Annotated in this window: 18 protein-coding genes; 17 read left to right on the forward strand and 1 reads right to left on the reverse strand. The window is 28.4% G+C overall.

Going from position 1 to position 21,175, the window contains the following annotated elements; all coding sequences use genetic code 11:
* Positions 1 to 13: 13 nt before the first annotated feature.
* From Q3223_RS07250 to Q3223_RS07330, 17 genes are all read left to right on the forward strand, one after another.
* Positions 14 to 1,084, forward strand: a complete 1,071-nt coding sequence (locus tag Q3223_RS07250) for an elongator complex protein 3 (RefSeq protein ID WP_074178884.1) — start codon at positions 14 to 16, stop codon at positions 1,082 to 1,084.
* A 27-nt stretch (positions 1,085 to 1,111) separates the two neighbouring features.
* On the forward strand, positions 1,112 to 4,666 hold the full coding sequence (smc, locus tag Q3223_RS07255; RefSeq protein ID WP_074178885.1) for a chromosome segregation protein SMC: 3,555 nt from the start codon (positions 1,112 to 1,114) through the stop codon (positions 4,664 to 4,666).
* 26 nt (positions 4,667 to 4,692) lie between these two features.
* Positions 4,693 to 5,967: a signal recognition particle-docking protein FtsY gene (gene ftsY, locus Q3223_RS07260; protein ID WP_074178886.1), complete on the forward strand. Its 1,275-nt coding sequence runs from the start codon at positions 4,693 to 4,695 to the stop codon at positions 5,965 to 5,967.
* Positions 5,968 to 6,069: 102 nt separating this feature from the next.
* The gene (gene ylxM, locus Q3223_RS07265) at positions 6,070 to 6,438 is read left to right on the forward strand and encodes a YlxM family DNA-binding protein (protein ID WP_003419333.1); all 369 of its coding nucleotides are present in this window, start codon (positions 6,070 to 6,072) and stop codon (positions 6,436 to 6,438) included.
* The gene (gene ffh / locus Q3223_RS07270; RefSeq protein ID WP_021383940.1) at positions 6,435 to 7,787 is read left to right on the forward strand and encodes a signal recognition particle protein; all 1,353 of its coding nucleotides are present in this window, start codon (positions 6,435 to 6,437) and stop codon (positions 7,785 to 7,787) included. The genes ylxM and ffh overlap by 4 nt, the downstream gene beginning before the upstream one ends.
* 37 nt (positions 7,788 to 7,824) lie before the next feature.
* Positions 7,825 to 8,097, forward strand: coding sequence for a 30S ribosomal protein S16 (rpsP, locus tag Q3223_RS07275; RefSeq protein ID WP_054269750.1), 273 nt, complete (start codon positions 7,825 to 7,827; stop codon positions 8,095 to 8,097).
* Between the two features lie 63 nt (positions 8,098 to 8,160).
* Positions 8,161 to 8,388 (forward strand): KH domain-containing protein, encoded by a 228-nt coding sequence (locus Q3223_RS07280; RefSeq protein WP_054269751.1) that lies wholly within the window; start codon positions 8,161 to 8,163, stop codon positions 8,386 to 8,388.
* Positions 8,389 to 8,497: 109 nt separating this feature from the next.
* Positions 8,498 to 9,013 carry a ribosome maturation factor RimM gene (gene rimM / locus Q3223_RS07285; protein WP_054269752.1) on the forward strand — a complete coding sequence of 172 codons (516 nt, stop codon included), beginning with the start codon at positions 8,498 to 8,500 and terminating at the stop codon, positions 9,011 to 9,013.
* An 8-nt stretch (positions 9,014 to 9,021) separates the two neighbouring features.
* A complete protein-coding gene (gene trmD, locus Q3223_RS07290; RefSeq protein ID WP_054269753.1) occupies positions 9,022 to 9,717 on the forward strand; it encodes a tRNA (guanosine(37)-N1)-methyltransferase TrmD in 696 nt (231 codons plus the stop codon).
* A 184-nt stretch (positions 9,718 to 9,901) separates the two neighbouring features.
* The gene (gene rplS / locus Q3223_RS07295) at positions 9,902 to 10,252 is read left to right on the forward strand and encodes a 50S ribosomal protein L19 (RefSeq protein ID WP_021383988.1); all 351 of its coding nucleotides are present in this window, start codon (positions 9,902 to 9,904) and stop codon (positions 10,250 to 10,252) included.
* A 318-nt stretch (positions 10,253 to 10,570) separates the two neighbouring features.
* Complete coding sequence (ylqF, locus tag Q3223_RS07300; protein WP_054269754.1) at positions 10,571 to 11,467, forward strand: ribosome biogenesis GTPase YlqF; 897 nt, start codon at positions 10,571 to 10,573, stop codon at positions 11,465 to 11,467.
* Positions 11,468 to 11,857: 390 nt separating this feature from the next.
* The gene (brnQ, locus tag Q3223_RS07305; RefSeq protein WP_074178887.1) at positions 11,858 to 13,150 is read left to right on the forward strand and encodes a branched-chain amino acid transport system II carrier protein; all 1,293 of its coding nucleotides are present in this window, start codon (positions 11,858 to 11,860) and stop codon (positions 13,148 to 13,150) included.
* A 1,149-nt stretch (positions 13,151 to 14,299) separates the two neighbouring features.
* A complete protein-coding gene (gene brnQ / locus Q3223_RS07310) occupies positions 14,300 to 15,592 on the forward strand; it encodes a branched-chain amino acid transport system II carrier protein (RefSeq protein ID WP_074178888.1) in 1,293 nt (430 codons plus the stop codon).
* 428 nt (positions 15,593 to 16,020) lie between these two features.
* The gene (locus Q3223_RS07315) at positions 16,021 to 18,213 is read left to right on the forward strand and encodes an adenosylcobalamin-dependent ribonucleoside-diphosphate reductase (RefSeq protein ID WP_054276285.1); all 2,193 of its coding nucleotides are present in this window, start codon (positions 16,021 to 16,023) and stop codon (positions 18,211 to 18,213) included.
* A gap of 68 nt (positions 18,214 to 18,281) precedes the next feature.
* Positions 18,282 to 19,049: a ribonuclease HII gene (locus Q3223_RS07320; protein ID WP_407811799.1), complete on the forward strand. Its 768-nt coding sequence runs from the start codon at positions 18,282 to 18,284 to the stop codon at positions 19,047 to 19,049.
* 57 nt (positions 19,050 to 19,106) lie between these two features.
* Positions 19,107 to 20,123, forward strand: a complete 1,017-nt coding sequence (locus tag Q3223_RS07325) for an alpha-hydroxy-acid oxidizing protein (protein ID WP_407811800.1) — start codon at positions 19,107 to 19,109, stop codon at positions 20,121 to 20,123.
* Positions 20,124 to 20,188: 65 nt separating this feature from the next.
* A complete protein-coding gene (locus Q3223_RS07330; RefSeq protein WP_054269760.1) occupies positions 20,189 to 20,437 on the forward strand; it encodes a hypothetical protein in 249 nt (82 codons plus the stop codon).
* 174 nt (positions 20,438 to 20,611) lie between these two features.
* Here the strand turns inward: Q3223_RS07330 and Q3223_RS07335 are convergent, their stop codons facing one another.
* Positions 20,612 to 21,109: a CarD family transcriptional regulator gene (locus Q3223_RS07335; RefSeq protein ID WP_054269761.1), complete on the reverse strand. Its 498-nt coding sequence runs from the start codon at positions 21,107 to 21,109 to the stop codon at positions 20,612 to 20,614.
* Positions 21,110 to 21,175: the final 66 nt, after the last annotated feature.

Genomic DNA, 21,175 nt, shown 5'->3' on the forward strand with positions numbered 1-21,175 from the left:
AAGGATGTTGTAGATGAAAAAGAGAATTATACCTATATTTGTTCCTCACAAAGGGTGTCCTCATGATTGTATATTTTGTAATCAAAAAAAAATAACAGGTGTGAGTACTGATGTTACAAGTGAAGATGCAAGAAAGATAATTGAAGAATGTTTAGAGACTATAGATAAAGATGCTGATGTAGAAATAGCATTTTTTGGTGGTAGCTTTACTGCGATAGATATTGATATACAAAAAAGTCTGTTATCAGTTGCCAAAGAATATGTAGAAAAAGGAATTGTGAAAGATATTAGAATGTCTACAAGACCAGACTGTATCAACGAAGAGATACTAAGTATGTTAAAAGACTATAAGACGAGCATAATTGAACTAGGAGTACAATCTTTAGATGAAAAAGTATTATTAGATAGTATAAGAGGTCATCAAGCAGAAATTGTATATAAGAGTTCAAAAATGATAAAAAATAGTGGAATTAAACTTGGTTTGCAGATGATGATTGGTCTTCCAGCTGATACAGAAGAAAAATGTATATTTACAGCAAAGAAATTTGTAGAGCTAAAACCAGATTGTGTTAGAGTGTATCCAACTTTAGTAGTAAAAGATACAGGGCTTGAAAAATTGATGGAGCAAAATGAGTATAGTCCATTTACTCTTGATGAAAGTATAAGTGTAGTAAAGAAAGTTCTTGTATTGTTTTATGTTAATAATATAAATGTAATAAGAGTTGGACTTCAAGCTACTGATGATATACAAATTGGGAAAGCTGTTTTAGCAGGACCATATCACCCTGCATTTAGAGAATTAGTAGAAGCTGATATGATAAAAGATTATTTGGAATTTATTATTTTACAAAATAAAGATGTAAAACAAATGTTGGTGAAATCAAATAAAAAGAATATTTCTAAGATAATAGGAAATAAAAAAACAAATGTGAAGTATATGAAAGAAAAATTTGGTGTGATTTTAAAAACACAAGAATCAGATTTAGATATAAATCAATTAGAAATTGTGTTAGATGGAAAAAGTTTAATTATTGCTAATATGATAGACATTCATAGAAAATTGTATGACATTTATGACCTTTAGTTTTAACGATGAAGGGAGAGAAACGATTTGTATTTAAAGAGACTAGAGTTAAAGGGATTTAAATCCTTTCCAGTGAAAACAGATATTATTTTTAAAGAAGGAATAACAGCTATAGTAGGGCCAAATGGAAGTGGAAAAAGTAATATATCTGATGCTGTAAGATGGGTATTAGGAGAACAGAGTATTAAGAGTCTTAGAGGGGATAAACTTGAAGACGTGATATTTGCAGGTACAGATACAAAAAAACCTATGAATTACTGTGAAGTTGCTCTTACCATTGATAATTCTGAGAATCAATTGGAATTAGATTTTACAGAAGTAACTATAAGAAGAAGAGCTTATAGAAATGGTGAAAGTGAGTTTTTTCTGAACAATAAGAGCTGTAGATTAAAAGATATAAAAGAAGTCTTTTTAGATACTGGTATTGGAAAAGATGGTTATTCAATCATAGAACAAGGAAAAGTAGACGAAATATTAAGTAATAATCCTTTAAGTAGAAGGAAAGTTTTTGATGAAGCATGTGGTATATCAAAGTATAGATATAAAAAGCAGGAAGCAGAAAGAAATTTAAGTAATACAAAAGAGAACTTAGAAAGAATAGATGATGTATATATAGAAATTGAAAATCAATTAAAACCTCTTTTTAATCAACAAACAAAAGCAAAAAAGTATTTGGAAATAAGTGAGAAGTTGAAGATATTAGAAGTAAATAGCTTTATAAGAGAAATCGAAGGAACAGAAAAAGAATTAAGTGAGGTTAATGAGCATAGAAAAGTTATTGAAAAAGAACTTAATGAAAAAGAAGAACAAAAAAGTATTGTAGAGAAAAAACAAGAAGACATCAATAAAGAGATAGATGTATTACAAGATGTAATTGAAAAGTCTGTAGATTATATAAACTCGATTAAAGGGGTTATATCAAAAAAAGAATCTCAAATAAATTTAATTAAAGAAAGAATAAGAAATTTCACGAATGAAATTCATAGAAAAAGTTCAGAAATAAATGATATAAAAGAAAAGCTAAATGAAAATAAGCAATACATAAAAGACTTAGAAAGTAATAAATCATCAGGAAATGAAGAACTATCTATTTTACAAGAAAATATAAAAGTGTTGGAGTCTAGTAAAGATAAACAAAAAATGAAATTGGAATCTTTAAATAATGATATAGAGTTATTGAAAGAAAGTATAATAGATATATTAAATAAGAAACAAGAGTTTAGTAATAAGTTGTCTACCTTAAATGCAAATAAAGAAAATATGAATATAAGAGATGAAAATATAAGCTCAGAAATAGCAGAATTAAATAAGAGTATTGAAATAAAGTCTCTTGAATTAGACAACATAAGTGAAGAATTTAATATGCAAAATGATGATTTAAAGAATATAAATAATAGAAATAGGGAATTAGCAACTAATTTACAAGATACAATTAGTAAATACAACGAGCTAGAAGATGAAATACAGAAAAGTAAATATAATCTAAATGGATATAATTCAAAATTAAATGTCTATGTAGATATGGAAAATCATTATGAGGGATTTAATAGAGGTGTAAAAGAAGTCCTAAAAAATAAAAGTTTAAAAGGCATTCATGGAGCACTAGGTCAAATTATAAATGTACCTGAACAATATGAGAAATCTATAGAAGCAGCTTTGGGTGCATATATGCAGAATATAATAACTGATGATGAATTTAGTGCTAAATCTGCAATAAATTATTTAAAGCAGAATAATTTAGGTAGAGTAACCTTTCTTCCATTAAATATAATTAAATCAAACAAAATAAGTTTAGGAAATTTAAAAGCAAATACTAAATTTATAGGAATAGCAAGTGATTTAATTACATTTAATGAAAAGTATAGAAATATAATTGAGAATATACTTGGAAGAACTATACTTATAAATAATATAGATGAAGGTATAAAATTTGCAAAAGAAACTGGTCATAGATTTAAAATAGTGACTTTAGATGGTGAAATATTAAATCCAGGAGGTTCTTTGACTGGAGGAAGTTTAAAAACTAATGGTAATATACTATCTAGAAAAAGATACATCAATGAATATACAGAAAAGATAAATAACATTAAAATTGAGATTTCAGACTTAGAATCAAAAAGAGAGTCTCTAGACAAAGATATAAAAGATATAAAAAATGAAATTAATTCGTATGAGAATAAAATAAAAGATTTAGAAAAAAGTATAATAATAAAAAGTACAAGTATAAAGAACATTGAATCTGAAATTGAATCTTTAAAAGGCAGTATTACTAAATTAGATAATGAAAAGAATGATTTGAACTCTAATTTAAATTACACACTTGAAAAAAGTGATATTGTTGAAAAAGATATGGAAGAATTAGATAATATATACAATCAAAATAAAGAAAAAATTGATAGTTTAAATGATGAAATAAAAAAATATAATGATTTATATGATAAGGAAAAGTCCCAATTTGATGAATTAAACTTAACCTTAGTAAAGAAAAGAGAAGTTTATAATAGTATAGTCAGAGATATAGAAAGAATAATTGGCGAAAATTCTGAGCTAGAAGAAAAAAATAAACAATTAGAAAAATCATTGAACTATGAAGAACAAGAAATAATTAAATTGCAAGATTCTATATCTATTGAAGAAAAAGAAAAAGAAAACCTAACAAAACAATTAGGAGATAGTAACAGAAATCTTGAAACTAGAAAAATAGCTAAAGATGATTTGAAAAATAGTTTTGATGAAATCAATAAAGAATTAAAAGCTATAGATAGACAACATATAGAACTTAAAGAAAGTTTATTTAAGGTTGGTGGAAGATTAGAAAGATTAAAGACTAGTCAAGACACATATGTAAATAAGTTATTTGAGCAATATGAGCTGACTTTAGTACAAGCATTAGAAATAAAAGATGAAAATTTAGATATAGATAGAAAATTCTTAGAAAATTTAAAGAGAGAAATAAGAAGTCTTGGAAACATAAATATAGATTCTATAAAGGAATATGAAGAAATAAAAGAAAGATACGATTTTTATAGTGAACAAAAACAAGATTTAGAAGAATCTATGGAAGAGATAGAAAAACTTATACATACATTAGAAGAAAATATGAAATCTGAATTTGAGATTAAATTTGAAGAAATAAGTAAAAACTTTAAGTATGTGTATAAGAGATTATTTGGTGGAGGTTGTGGAGAATTAACTATTTTAGATAAAGAAAATTTATTAGAAAGTGATATACTAATAACAGCCCAACCACCAGGTAAAAAAATGAAAAATCTAAATCTATTGTCTGGTGGAGAAAAAGCTTTAACAGCAATAAGTATACTCTTTGCTATATTAATTACAAAACCAACACCTTTTTGTATATTAGATGAGATTGAAGCACCACTTGATGATGCAAACATATTTAGATTTGGAGAGTTTTTGAAGGATTTATCTAAAGAAACACAATTTATATCGGTAACACATAGAAGAGGGACTATGGAAGCTGCTGATTATATTTATGGAGTTACTATGCAAGAAAAAGCCATTTCAAAAGTTATTAGCTTAAAATTAAAAGAAGCTCAAGAAATAACAGATATTATATAACTTAGATTGACATAGGAGGAAGAACAGTGTTAAAAAAATTATTTGGTTTTGGAAAAGACAAAGAAAAGGAACTGGAAAAAAAGGATGCTGAGCCAGAAGAAGAAATAGAAAGTAGTATTGATAACCTAGAAAATGTAGAAGAAACTATTTTTTCAGGCCTTGAAGAAGAAGTTATAGATAAAATAGAAGATATTGAAGAAAAAACTGAAGAAGATGCCACTAATGAAAGTACTGAACAAGATGAAAAAGTAGAAGGCCAGTTAAAAATTAATGAACAAGATGTAGAAACTATTTTAAGTGATGATTCTAAAGAAGATAAAATAGAAGAATTAGAAAGCCATAATGATGAAACTGAATCTGAAGAGATGGAAGATAAAGAAGAAAAAAAGATTAACTTGTTTGAAAGGTTAAAACAAGGATTAACAAAAGCAAAGCAAGGAATAACTGATAGAATAGATGAGGTTTTAAAATCATATACAAAAGTAGATGAAGATTTACTTGAGGATTTAGAGGAAATTTTAATAACAGCAGATGTTGGTGTAAATACAACTATGGATATAATTGAAAAACTAAGAGATAAAATAAAGCAAAAAGGTATTACAGAGCCTATGAAAGTAAGAGAAGAGCTTAAATCTATAGTAGAAGAGATTCTTACAAATGAAAACTCTATATTAGATATAGAACCAGCACCATGTATAATTCTAATGGTTGGTGTAAATGGAGTTGGCAAAACTACTACAATAGGTAAACTAGCAAATAAATACAAAAAAGATGGTAAAAAGGTTTTATTAGCAGCAGCAGATACATTTAGAGCAGCAGCTACAGAGCAATTGGAAATTTGGGCAAATAGAACGAATGTAGATATAATAAAGCATCAAGAAGGAGCAGACCCTGGAGCAGTAGTATTTGATGCTATAAAGGCAGCCAAGGCTAGAAAAACAGATGTATTAATATGTGATACAGCGGGAAGATTACACAATAAAGCTAATCTTATGAATGAGCTTGGAAAAGTATTTAAAATAGTAGATAGAGAATTTCCAGAGGCAAAACGTGAAGTACTTCTTGTAGTAGATGCAACAACAGGTCAAAATGCAGTCGTTCAAGCAAAGACATTTAAAGAAGTTGCAGACATAACAGGTATAGTGCTTACAAAACTTGATGGGACTGCAAAAGGTGGAGTAGTACTTGCAGTAAAATCAGAAGTAGATGTACCTGTAAAACTTATTGGAGTTGGAGAAAGAGTAGAAGACCTGCAAGATTTTGATGCAAAATCATTTTCAGATGCATTATTTGGTAACTAGTATTCTTTTAAAAATAATGGTTGACAAGAGTGTTTATATGATATAAAATACAATAGTGTAAAGTAGATAACCTTTACAGTATACTGCTAGGAAGTGTAAGATATGAATATAGAAAAAATGGTCGAAATTGGATTGTTATTTGAACAATATAAAGAATTATTAACTGACAAGCAGAAAGAAATAGTAGCTCTATACTATGAAGAAGATTATTCTTTAGGTGAAATTAGTGAAAATCTGAATGTATCAAGACAAGGTGTGTATGATACTTTGAAGCGTTCAGAAAAAATACTAAGAGATTATGAAGAAAAATTACACTTAGTATCTAAGATTCAGGAGCAGGAAAAAAATATTAAAATTATAAAAGATAAAATTATTGACATTAAAGAAGATTTATTGCACAATAGAGATTGTGCTAATTTAATCCCTAAGCTAGAAAATATAGAAGATGTATGTAGGGAGATGATAAAATGATATTTGAAGGATTGTCTGATAAACTACAAGGGGCATTTAGTAAGTTAAAATCAAAAGGAAAACTTACAGAAGTAGATGTAAAAAATGCTATGAGAGAAGTTAAACTTGCTCTTCTTGAAGCAGATGTTAACTTTAAAGTAGTTAAAGATTTCATAAAAAAAGTTCAAGAAAGATGTGTTGGACAAGAAGTTATGCAAAGCTTAACTCCAGCTCAGCATGTAATTAAAATTGTAAATGAAGAACTTACAAGTTTAATGGGGGATGTACAAAGTAAAGTAATGATTTCCTCAAAACCTCCTACAATTTTGATGATGGTTGGACTGCAAGGAGCAGGTAAAACTACTACAGCAGGAAAGCTTGGAGGATATTTTAAAAAGCAAGGCAAGAAACCTTTATTAGTAGCTTGTGATATTTATAGACCAGCAGCAATAAAGCAACTTCAAGTTGTTGGAGAAAAATTGGATATACCTGTATTTAATATGGGAGATAAAGAAAATCCTGTAAATATTGCAAAGGCAGGTTTAAGCCATGCAATTAAAAATGCTAATGATTTAGTTATTATAGATACAGCTGGTAGACTTCACATAGATGAAGTGCTTATGGATGAATTAAAATCAATTAAGTCAGAAGTTAAACCACATGAAATACTTTTGGTTGTAGATTCTATGACAGGACAAGATGCTGTAAATGTTGCAGAAAGTTTCAATGAAGCTCTTGGTGTTGATGGAGTAGTCTTAACTAAATTGGATGGAGATACTAGAGGTGGTGCTGCACTTTCAATAAGAGCAGTTACACAAAAACCTATAAAATTTATGGGTATGGGAGAAAAACTAGATGATATAGAGCCTTTCCACCCAGATAGAATGGCATCAAGAATACTAGGTATGGGAGATGTCTTAAGTTTAATAGAAAAAGCACAAGAAAATATAGATTTAGAGAAAGCCAAAGAATTAGAACAAAAAATAAAAAAACAAGAACTTGATTTTGAGGATTTCTTACAACAAATGGAACAAATACAAAATATGGGACCTCTTGACAAGATAATTGGTATGATACCTGGTATGGGAAATGTAAAAGACCAACTTGGAGATGTAGATTTGAATGGCAAGGAAATGAATAGAACTAAAGCCATAATTCAATCAATGACTACATATGAGAGAAGAAACCCAGGAGTATTAAACGCTTCTAGAAAGAAAAGAATAGCTAGAGGTAGTGGAACTAGTGTACAAGATGTAAATAGACTTATAAAACAACTTAATGAAATGAAAAAAATGATGAAGATGTTTGCTGGTTCGCAAAAAAGTATGAAGAAAAGGGGCGGCTTAGGCGGTTTACCTTTTTTTAAATAAAATATAAAAAAGTAAAAATTATTCGGAGGTGACTGTAATGGCAGTTAAAATAAGATTAAAAAGAATGGGAGCTAATAAAAAACCTTTCTACAGAATAGTAGTAGCTGATTCAAGAGCTCCAAGAGATGGAAAATTTATAGAAGAAATAGGATACTATAATCCAGTTTCTGAACCTAAACAAGTAAAAATAAATGATGAAAAAGCTATAAAATGGTTAACTACTGGTGCTCAACCAACAGAAGTAGTTAAAAAATTACTTGTGAAAAATGGAGTAATAGAAAAATTCGAAGCTTCTAAACAAGCAAAATAATTTTTCTTAGCAATTAGTTTAAGTAAATACTCATTGCTGAGGTTACTTTAGGAGATGAAATATATGAAAGAGCTAGTTGTAGATATAGCTAAGGCTCTAGTTGATAATCCTGATTCAGTTGTCGTTGAGGAATTTGAAGATAATGGAGGTATAGTCTTAAAACTTACAGTTGCTCAAGATGATATGGGTAAGGTTATTGGGAAGCAGGGAAGAATAGCTAAAGCTATAAGAACTGTCGTAAGATCTGTTGCAAATAGAGAAAATGTAAAAGTTTCTCTTGAGATAGTGTAAATAGGAGGATTAGGTATAATACCTAGTCCTTTTTATATAATTATATGTAGTTTTAAGAATTTATGATGATATGAGTATATAAGATTAAATTTTTTAAGAAGGTGATAACATGAAAGAAAAAGTAACTCATTTTAAGATAGGTCAAATAGTAAATACACAAGGTCTAAAAGGTGAGGTAAGAGTTTATCCACTTACTGATGATATAGATAGATTTGATGAATTGAAAGATTTTTATCTAGGAAAAGATTTAAATAATAAGTGGATTGTTGAAAAGGTAAGATACAAAGGTTCTATGGTTATAATGAAGATAAAGGATATAGATAGTATAGAAAAAGCAGAAAAACTAAAAAATAAATTTATGTACGTGTCTAGGGAAGATAGTAGAGAACTTGAAGAAGGCGAATTTTTTATAGCAGATATGATTGGTATGGAAGTTTTAACTGTAGACGGAAAATATGTAGGAGTGTTAGAAGATGTACTTCAATACTCTGCAAATGATGTTTATGTAATAAAAGGTGAAGAGGATAAAGAATTCATGATACCAGCTATAAAAAAATTTGTACCTACAATAGACATTGATGACAGAAAAATGATTATAGACCCTATTAAGGGAATGATAGATTAGGTGGCAATATGAGATTTCATATAATGACGCTTTTTCCAGAAATATTTAATTCATATATGAATGAGAGTATAATGAAAAGAGCAGTTGAAAAAGGTGTAATTGAAGTTCATATATATAATATAAGAGATTTTTCTGATAATAAACATAAAAAAGTAGACGATTATCCATTTGGAGGAGGAGCTGGTATGGTAATGACTCCTCAACCGATATATGACACGTATAAGCATATAATAACAACTCATAATATAAATAATCCAAGAGTAATTTATCTAACTCCAAAAGGAAAGGTATACAACCAATCTATAGTGAAGCAAATGTCTATCAAAGAGGATATAATACTGCTATGTGGTCATTATGAAGGTATAGATGAAAGAATAATCGATTTAATTGTAACTGATGAAATTTCAATTGGAGATTATGTACTAACTGGAGGGGAACTTCCAGCACTTATAATGATAGATTCTATATCAAGACTAATACCAGGTGTATTAAATCAAGATGAATCTTTTGAAGAAGAATCATTTAAAGATAATTTGTTAGAGTATCCTCATTACACTAGACCTAGAGATTTTGAAGGATTAAAAGTACCAGAAGTGCTTTTATCAGGTAATCATAAAAAGATAGATGAGTGGAGAAAAGAAGAATCTATAAGAATAACTAAAGAAAGACGATTAGACTTATATAGAAAATCTAAAGAAAAATAAAAATACAAGAAGTAATCAATATACATGTATACAATAAAGTACCTATAAATGGAATTAAAAACGTAAAAGTGCTTGTAATAACTATTGAAGTATAGTATAATATAAAATGTTGAAAATACGGGCGTTCCTCTGTTTACACTGGTCGGGTAGTTAAGAACGTCTATGATATTTAGGAGGAAGAAAGATGAATGAAATGCTAAGAGCAATTGAGCAAGAACAATTAAAAAATGAAGTTCCTAATTTTGGACCTGGGGACACAGTTAAAGTACACGTTAGAATTATAGAAGGAAAAAGAGAAAGAATACAAGTATTCGAAGGTGTAGTATTAAAGAGACAAGGTGGAGGAGCAAGAGAAACTTTCACAGTTAGAAAAATGTCTTTCAATGTTGGTGTAGAAAGAACTTTCCCAGTTCACTCTCCAAAAATAGAAAAAATAGAAGTTACTAGAAAAGGTAAAGTAAGAAGAGCTAAACTAAACTACTTAAGAGGTAGAGTAGGTAAAGCTGCTAAGATAAAAGAAGCTAGAAATAGATAATTAAAAACTTTACTTATAAATGGGGGGCTGATTTATCAGTCCTCTTTCTATTTTAATGAAAATTATAGTCAATAATTATATCAGAAATAAATAGAACTATTTGTTGAAATATACATTATTTATTTATGAATTTATAACTTTTAAAATGAAAAATAAAATTGATAAATATTGAATTATATTTTGAAATAATATTAAAATAAGAAGAGAATATTATGTAAAGTATGATGTTAAAAGCATGACAATACAGTGATTTAAATAAATTTATTTTTTAATTATAATTAAGGAATAGTAATATAATATTTTAAAGGAGTGATATATATGTCAAATGAATATGAAGAGTATCTTATGGATGACAATCTACATATAAACTGGTATCCAGGTCATATGAAAAAAACTAAGGAGTTAGTAAAAAACAATTTAAAATTGATTGATGTAGTTATTGAACTATTAGATGCCAGAATACCATTTAGTAGTAAAAATCCAGATATAGATAAGCTTGTAGGAGATAAACCAAGGGTAGTTGTACTTAATAAAAGTGACATGGCAGATAGAGATAAATTAAATCAATGGGTAGAGTACTATAAAAAAATTAACATAAAAGCTATACCAGTTGATACAATAAAAGGAATTGGTATAAATAAGATAATAGAAGAATGTAAGAATGTAACTAGAGAAAAAATGGACAATTTAAAAGATAAAGGTAGAAAAGAAAGAGCTATACGAATAATGATAGTTGGGGTCCCAAATGTTGGTAAATCATCTCTTATAAATAAATTAACAGGTAGAAAAAGTACTCAAACAGGAGACAAGCCAGGAGTAACTAAAGGGAAGCAATGGGTTAGGTTAAAAGGGAATCTTGAACTTTTGGATACACCTGGAATACTTTGGCCTAAGTTTGAAGACCAAGAAGTCGCTCTAAACTTAGCCTTTAGTAGAGCTATAAAGGATGAAATTTTGGATACTGAGACTTTAGCTTTAAGACTTATAGAGAAACTTATGAAGATAGCACCTGAGAATCTGAAAGCTAGATATAAATTGGAATCTCTAGGAGAAACTCCAATTGAAACTATGGATATGATTGGTCATAAGAGAGGATTCATAACAGGAAAAAAAGAGCTTGATTATGCACGTATAGCTACAACCGTTTTAAATGAGTTTAGAGATGGAAAAATAGGGAATATAACATTAGAAATACCAGAGAATGTTAAAAGATAGATTTTAAAGCCAGGTTAAAAAATTTAACATTATAAAATAAAAAAAACCTTTTCCTTAAGGTTTTTTTTATTTTTTTTAAATATAGACAAATATTGTCATATGAAAGTATAAATTAGATTAGAAAACCTTTAAAAATATTAATTTAAGACAAATATACCTAATTTTTTGAAAATTAAAATGAATGTGATTATTTCAAATTTTGGTATATTGACTTGCTTGTTTCGTATAATATATAATAAGCACAAATCAATACAATATATTAAAAATTTAATTTATTTAATTTTATTAATTTAATAATAAGTTCTTATTGTTTTAATTAATTTATTTATGCAAGCGTAAACAATTGAGGCATTTTATTAATTTAATAAGGTTAAAAAGGGGGATTTTATAATGGGTAAGACCAAGGATATGATAGTATTTGGATTTGCATTATTCGCAATGTTCTTTGGAGCAGGTAACTTAATATTTCCACCATATTTGGGAATAATTACAGGTCCAGAATGGTTAATTGCCTTCTTAGGATTTACATTTGCCGATGCTGGTTTGGCACTTCTAGCAGTAATGGCTACAGCTAAATTTGATGGAAACGTAATTGAGATGTTTAAAAGATGTGGTATGAAATTAGGGATTCTTATAGGTTGTGCAGATATTTTATGTATAGGACCATTCCTAGCTATACCAAGAACAGGTGCAACAACTTATGAAATGGGTATGATGCCTCTATTTGGAACTTCGATTCCAGTGTTATTATTCTGTGTAGTTTATTTCGCGATATCATATGTATTAACAATAAGACCTTCTAAGGTCGTAGATATAGTTGGACAATTTTTAACTCCAGCTCTTCTAATAGCTTTAGCATTTATAATTATAAAAGGTGTTGTATCTCCACTTGGAGAGATAATCGATAAACCTATGATACCTAATGTATTTGCAGAAGGTATAGGTCAAGGATATCAGACGATGGATGCCTTTGCAGCAATAGCACTTGCATCAGTGTTGATAGTATCTCTAAATGAAAAAGGATATACTTCTATTAGTGAGAAGTTAAAGATGATTGGTAAAGCAGGTGTCCTTGCTTGTGGAGGTCTAGCTCTAGTTTATGGAGGGTTATGTTTCCTTGGAGCAACTGTATCAACAATGTATGGAACAGATGCAGTGCAATCGCAAGTAATAGTAAATATAACACAAGGATTACTTGGTAATGTTGGGAAAGCGATTTTAGCAATAGTAGTATCATTAGCATGTTTAACTACATCTATAGGTCTTACATCTGCTACAGGACAATATTTCTCTAGACTTACAAAAGGAAAATTAAGTTATGAAAAAATAGTTTTAGCTGTATCTGTATTCAGTGCAGTAGTAGCATCTTTTGGTGTTGGGACTATAATAAAGATAGCATCACCTATATTAAGTATAGTTTATCCACCATCAATTGTTTTAATAATTTTAGCATTCTTCAATGAAAAAATTAAGAATGACAATGTATACAAAGGAGCAGTATATATGTCACTGCTTGTAAGTATATTAACAGTTATATCTACTTATGGAGTAAATGTTCCAATAGTAAATTCTTTACCACTTGCTTCATTAGGATTTAACTGGGTGGTTCCAGTTATAATAGCTGGAATAATTGGTAACTTTATACCATCAAAGAGTCAATCTAATACACTTGGAACAAATTAAACTTTATTCAGTTAAAATGTAATTACTTTTAAATAAAAGAGTTATCTATAATAAATGAAATTATTTATATAGATAACTCCTTTTATTTTTTGTTTCTATACTAATTATTTGTTTTTAGAATATAAGAAATATGAGAAAATATTGGAAAAAATATATAGTTTACTTTTTAACAATATTAGATGTTAAAAAAAGAACTTTGGAGTAATTTTATAAGTTTAGTTATAAGTATTAACTGATTTTTACAAAGATATTATATAAATAAAATTATAACAATAATAAAATAATAAAATAAAATTTAAGGCGTTTGCATATATAAATCAATTAAGCAAAGTACTAAATTGTTTTTATATAGATATATATTAAGAATTTTTAGTTAATTTTGAAATATAAGTATGTCGACGTGGATACAAGCAACTGCAAAGTTTAAGTAAGTTGGGAGTTAGAAAATAATTACAATGAAGAAAAGTAAGCTTGCAAATCATAATAAGGAATTTTCAGAAAAAACGATTTCAGAGATGGAAAAGAAGTGAAAAATCTATGAATGTAGAACGATAATTTAGTAAAATTAGAAATCGATTTAGCAAAATAAATACAAAATACTACAAGAATTAACGTAAATAAGAGTTATGATAAAAGGAAAACGATTTTCTGAATATCATAATTTTGAAAATTTAAAAAATTAAAAATCATATTGACGTCTTTTTTTTAGAATTATATAATAAACACAAAATATTTAAAATTTAAATTAAATTATTTAAATTGAATTAAAAAAATTATATGTAATATAGAAGGAGGGATATACACTACCATACAAAACAAGTTAAATCAAGAATAGTTCAAATGATGTTAAAATTAAGAATATTCAAAAAAGTGAGAACTTTTAATTTTGTCAAGAAAATTTAGAGAAAAAATAAAAAACCAATCATGTTTAAAGTATACAGGTTGATTTTATTTAATTAAGAAAGTTGTATTAAATATTGCGAAGATTTTATAAATTATGAAACATAATTGACAAGTTTAAGTCAAAAATGTATAATTAAATAAAATCTCGTCAAAAGGTTTTCATTTAAGAAGAGATTGGACTTATTTTTTAGTAAAATGTAGTAAAAAAGCAGTAAAGTAGTAAAATTCAAAATGGGGGTGCTTTAAATGGGTGAGAAACAAATCAAGTTTAAAGATGTAATTGTAATTGGATTTGCACTATTTGCAATGTTTTTTGGTGCTGGGAACTTAATATTCCCTCCATATCTAGGAGTTTTATCCGGAAGTAGCTGGTTAGTAGCTTTCATAGGATTCCTTTTCGCAGATGGTGGTTTGGCATTATTAGCAGTTATAGCAGCAACTAAGTTTAATGGAGATACATCAAAGATGTTCTCAAGAGCAGGTAAAGGATTAAGTGTTGCATTAGGATGTGCAATGGTAATCTGTATAGGGCCACTTTTGGCAATACCTAGAACAGCAGCAACAACTTATGAGATGGGTATATTACCTACAATAGGTTCAGGAATAAGCCCAGTAATATTCTCTATAGTATTCTTTGCTATAGTATTACTTCTAACAATAAGACCATCAAAAGTTGTAGATATAGTTGGGTCAATATTAACTCCAGCTTTACTTATAGCTTTAGCAGTATTAATAGTTAAAGGTATCGTATCTCCATTAGGAGAAATAAGAGATAGTTCTCTAATACAAAATGTATTTGCAGAAGGTATCACTCAAGGTTATCAAACAATGGATGCACTAGCAGCTAGTGTATTTGCATCAATCATAATCATGTCAGTAATAGCTAAAGGATACACAGGTGAAAAAGAGAAGATGAAAGCTACAGTAAGTGCAGGTGTTATTGCAGTAATAGGTATGGCACTAGTTTATGGTGGTTTATGTTATCTTGGAGCAACTGTATCTCAAGCATATGGACAAGATGTTCAACAAACAGCTTTAATAGTTGCAATAACAGCATCTTTACTTGGAACTACAGGTAAAATTTTATTAGCTATTATAGTTGCGTTAGCATGTTTAACAACAGCTATAGGACTTTCTTCAGCAGCTGGTCAATATTTCTCAACACTTACAGATGGAAAATTAAAATATGAGCATATAGTTATAGTAGTTTGTGTGTTTAGTGCAATCATATCAAACTTTGGAGTAAGTACAATAATACAATTCTCTGCTCCTATATTAAGTATGGTATATCCAGCAACTATAACTCTAGTTATATTAGCATTATTTAGTAACAAAATTAAAAATGACAATGTATTCAAATGTGCTGCATATATGGCATTATTAGTAAGTGTATTAACAGTTGCAACAAGCTTTGGAGTAAACATTCCTCTAGTTAATAGCTTACCATTTGCTTCATTAGGATTTAACTGGATAGTTCCAGTTGTAATAGCAGGAATAATAGGATACTTTATTCCATCTAAAAGCAGTAAAACTGCATAGTAACAAATAATAATTGATAATTATGGAATTGCCTTTAAATTATATAGGCAATTCCTTTTTATATTTACTACAAATATGGAATGTCAATGTAAAATATCATCACATATATTTGTAAAGAAAAAATAAAGGATTTACTATTTAAGTATTTATTAATTAATGAAGGTTAAAGTGATAAAAACATAAAAAAGATAAAGTATATAAAAGTAGAATTGGACTTTTATATACTTTTTTATATTATTTTAAAGTTTTTCAAGAATGTGTTTTACAAGTTGAGAAAACTATAAGGAGTGTTATATTGAATATAAAATAGTATAATATATATTATGCTAGATAATTAATCTGAAAAAATACAAACATATAAAAAAGTTTGTTTAGAATTATAGTTAATAGGTGTATTAATTTAATACTAATTTATTGGAGGTCTAAAGATGAAGTACATAATAAAAAGAGATGGTACAAAAGAACTTTTTAGTAAAAGTAAAATTGAAGATGCTGTCTATAAGGCTAGTATAAATAGTGAAGGTGGAGTGGATAGAGATTTAGCGTATGATATATCAAGAAAAATAGATAAAGACTATAACTCTATGGAAAAGTGTTTATCTGTAGAGGAAATACAAGATATAGTTGAAGTATTGCTTATGGAATCAAATAGGAAAGATATAGCAAAACACTACATATTATATAGAGAAAGACGTTCTGAAATAAGAACTAAAGCGTGGGAGTTTGATGAATTACAAAAATCAATATGGAAAAACAAGTATAGAAATAATGGTGAGAGTTTTGATGAATGGATAAAGAGAATCTCAAATAACAGTCCACGAATCTCAAAATTAATAAGACAAAAAAAATTTCTATTTGCTGGAAGAATTTTAGCAAATAGAGGTCTGCAGAAAGAAGGTAAAAAAGTAACATATTCTAATTGCTATGTAATAGAGCCACCAAAAGATAGTATAGAAGATATTTTCGATACTGCAAAAAAACTTGCTAGAACATTTAGCTATGGTGGAGGAGTTGGAATTGATATTTCAAAGTTAAGACCAAAAGGAGCAAAAGTGAATAATGCTGCAAAACACACAACTGGAGCAGTTTCATTTATGGAACTTTACAGCATGACAACTGGTTTGATTGGTCAAAGAGGAAGAAGAGGAGCTCTTATGATTTCTATGGATGTAAACCATCCAGAGATAGAAGAGTTTATAGATATAAAAACGGACTTAGAGAAAGTTACTAAAGCAAATATTTCTGTAAGAGTAACAGATGAATTTATGCAAGCTGTAAAAGAAAAGAAACTTTATAACTGTACTTTTGAAGTTGAAACTACTGGAGAAAAAATAGTCAAGATAGTAAATGCATATGATTTATTTACTAAATTTGTGAAAAATAACTGGGATTATGCAGAACCAGGTATTTTATTTTGGGACAAAATAAGAACATATAATTTTATGAGTGAAGACAAAAGTTTTTGCTTTTCAGGAGTGAATCCTTGTGCAGAAGAGCCACTTCCAAGTGGAGGAAGTTGTCTTCTTGGTTCAATAAACTTGTCAGAGTTTGTAATACAGCCATTTGGTGAACATGCTACCTTTGATATTAATAAACTAAAATCTTGCGTTAGAGAAGCTGTAGTAGCTTTAAATGATGTGTTAGATGAAGGATTAAACTTACATCCATTACAAGAGCAAAGGGATAGTGTACATAAATATAGACAGATAGGTCTAGGTGTAATGGGTATAGCTGACATGCTTATAAAAATGGGAATAAGATATGGTTCTGATAAATCTTTAGAATTGTGTGATTTGATTGGTAAGACTATGCTGAATGAAGCTGTAAAGCAATCAGCATTAATTGCTAAGGAATATGGAACTTTTAGTGAATATAAATATGAAAATATCTCTAAATCGGAGTTTTTTATAGAAAATTTAAATGACGATACTAAGGAAATGGTTAAAAAATATGGGCTTAGAAACTCACAACTATTAACTATACCTCCTACAGGTTCTATATCTACAATGATAGGAATTAGTGGGGGAATAGAGCCAATATTTAATCTTTCATATATAAGAAAAACTGAGAGTTTGCATGATGAAGATGTATATTATAAAGTATATACTCCAATTGTTAAAGAATATATGGATAAAAAAGGTATTACAGATGAAGAGTGTTTACCAGATTTTTTTGTAACTGCTATGAATATAGGATATGAAGAAAGGATAAACATGCAAAAAGTATGGCAAAAGTATATTGATGCTTCTATATCATCTACAATAAATATACCTTTTGAAACTACAATTGAAGATGTTTTCAATATATATATTAAGGCATGGGAGGCTGGTCTTAAAGGTGTGACAATATTTAGAGATGGATGCAAAAGGAGTGGAATTTTAATAAATGAAAAAAAGGAAGAAAACAATAAAGAAAATAATAAAAAAGAAGATAATAAAAAAGAATGTTATAAAAATAATAAAAAAGAAAAAGATAATAAAGATGAAGAATCCAAAAAAATAGTAAATAAAAATTTTGAAGAAGATGAGAAATTTGTGTGTCCAGAGTGTGGAAGTGAAGGAATTGCACACACAGGTGGTTGTAGTATATGCTTAAAATGTGGATATAGTGGATGCAATTAAACTTTGCGTTAGCAAAAATTTAATATATTAAAACTTATATTTTTACAAATGAAAGATGAGGGAATTGTATGCAGAATAAAAGCGTGAGGGAGATTAAAGAAATAATTGAGACTTTAGAAGTAGAAAAATATATGCAATATATAGAACTACTGAGAGTCGATGACAGAAAATCTGTTCAAAGTTTAGCTATAAAACTAGCTAAAAAATTAGATAATATTAGAAGAGAAGAAGAAAGATTAGAAACCATAAATATATTTGAAAATGAAGGTTATAATAAAGGTTATTTATATATTGGAGGAATTGATGAAGCGGGAAGAGGGCCACTTGCTGGACCTGTTGTAGCCTCTGTAGTAGTATTTAAAAAAGACACAAAAATAGAAGGTGTAAATGATTCTAAAAAACTAAGTGAAGCAAAAAGAGATGAACTTTTTGAAGTAATAAAAAAAGAAGCATTAGACTATGGAATAGGTATCGTAAATAATGAAGAAATAGACGAATTTAACATATTGAATGCTACATATATGGCAATGAAAAAAGCTATAAATTGTTTAAAACAAGCACCTGATTATCTATTGGTTGATGCAGCGACAATACCAGGAATTGATATAGCTCAAAATCCAATTGTAAAAGGAGATTCAAAATCTATATCAATAGCAGCAGCAAGTATATTAGCTAAGGTTACTAGAGATAGTATAATGTATCAATATGATAGAGTATATCCAGAATATGGTTTTAAATCTCATAAAGGGTATGGGACTAAGGAACACTATGAAGCTATTGAAAAACATGGAATAACTCCTATGCATAGAAAAAGTTTTTTGAAAAATATACTGTAAATACAATATGATATAATGTATATGATATAAATTACTATAATAAATGGGGGATTAAAGATGGAGTATAATGAATTATTAAAAAATGCTAGAGAAAATTTAAATGGAAGTTGCAAAGTTTGCAAAGTTTGTAATGGAGTTGTTTGTGCAGGGGAAGTTCCTGGTATGGGAGGTAAAGGAAGTGGTTCTTCTTTTATAGAAAATAGTAAGAGTTTAGAAAAAGTAAAAGTGAATATGAGAGTAATACATGATGTCTCAAATCCTGATACATCTATAGATATGTTTGGAAAAAAAATGAGTTCACCTATATTTGCAGCTCCAGTAACAGGAACTACATTGAATATGGGTGGAAAGATTAATGAAAGAGATTACATAGAACCAGTAGTTGCAGGATGTGCTAATAGTGGGATTTATGCAATGGTTGGAGATACAGCAGTAGATACTTTTTTAATGGAAAATTTGGATGTAGTTAAAAAGTATAATGGTGCTGGAATTGTATTTATTAAGCCTTGGGATAATGAAAATATCATAAAAAAAATAAGATTAGCTGAAGAAGCTGGTGCATTTGCAGTTGGAGTTGATATAGATGCTTGTGGTTTAGTAACTTTATCACTACATGGAAAACCAGTACTTCCTAAAAATGTTGAACAAATAAAAGAATTGGTAAATGCTACTAAGCTACCATTTATATTGAAAGGAATAATGACTGTTGAAGATGCATTAATGGCAGTTGAAGCAGGTGTAGATGCTATAGTTGTATCAAATCATGGAGGAAGAGTACTAGATTGTACACCAGGAGCATGTGAAGTTCTACCAAGAATTGCTGATGCTGTTAAAGGTAAAGTTACAATACTTGCAGATGGTGGAGTTAGAACAGGATTAGATGTATTAAAGATGATAGGTCTAGGAGCAGATGCAGTATTAATAGGAAGACCTTTTGTGACAGCTTCATTTGGTGGAGCAACTGATGGTGTAGAAACTTACATAAATAAGCTTCAATCAGAACTAAGTAGCTCTATGATATTAACTGGATGTCAAACTATAAAAGATATTGATGGAAAAGTTATATACAAATAAAATTTTATACAAAAAAGAGGAAAAATCATTTTAATGTAGAATAATTGTACAAAGGGGGAATTTATATGAGTAAAAAAGCTTATGAAGAAGCCTTAGTAGAATTAGAAAAATTTATTAATGAAAGAAAAGAAATAATTAAAAGTGCGGAGAGCTGTATTGATAAGTACATAGTTGACAGAACGCTACCTTTTGATTACAAAGATAAATGTGTGGAATGGCAACAAGAGTTACTTGATATTGCAGAGGCACAAATTTTAGAAGCAAATGAGTTAAGTGTTTTATTAGAAGAGAAAAAAGAACTTGAGAAAGAGTAAATTTTACTACTAAGTCTAGAGGAAAATCAAGAATATGATTTACCCCTAGACTTTTTATTTAAATAAAGATGTCTATCTAATTAATCTATCTTTATCAATTTTAGATTAAAAGATTTGGAAGAATAGAGTAATTATATGAATAACTAAACAATTAAACTAGTATATAAAACTAATTTAATTGTTATTTTTTGAATTTAGTATATGGTTTTTCATTTCTTCTAATACAATTGTGTAGGATTTGCATTGTGCCGCAGCCAATTCTGACAAAGCAAATCTTTGAGCCTTATTTAGAAAATCTTTATCTGTGCTACATAGTTGCTTTGAATTATCTTGTATCATAAGCATCTTAATTAATTTTACAATCTCGAAAACATCTCCTGAGTGAAATTTATCCTGGTATAGTTTAAGTCGTTTTTTTCTATCAAGAACCCATAAACAATCTGCTTTATCAAGAGATTGTATAAAGTTATCAACTTCATTTTCATCCATAACTGGACGTATACCAATCTTATCAGCATTTAAAACAGGAATCAAAATTTTAAGATTACTATTGTAAATAACAGTCAATTCATAGTATTTTTGTATATGATGATTTACATCCTTTGTTACAAGACCACTTATATAGCAGGCTCCTTCTTTTGGATACATTACACTTTCACCGATTTCATACATATGGTTATACCTCCAAACTGAATTTTAGATATTGCAATTTGGGTACAATGCTTTAATTATCTAATA

Origin of the sequence: Clostridioides sp. GD02367 (genome assembly GCF_045900275.1) — a bacterium.
Lineage (GTDB): Bacteria > Bacillota > Clostridia > Peptostreptococcales > Peptostreptococcaceae > Clostridioides > Clostridioides difficile_A.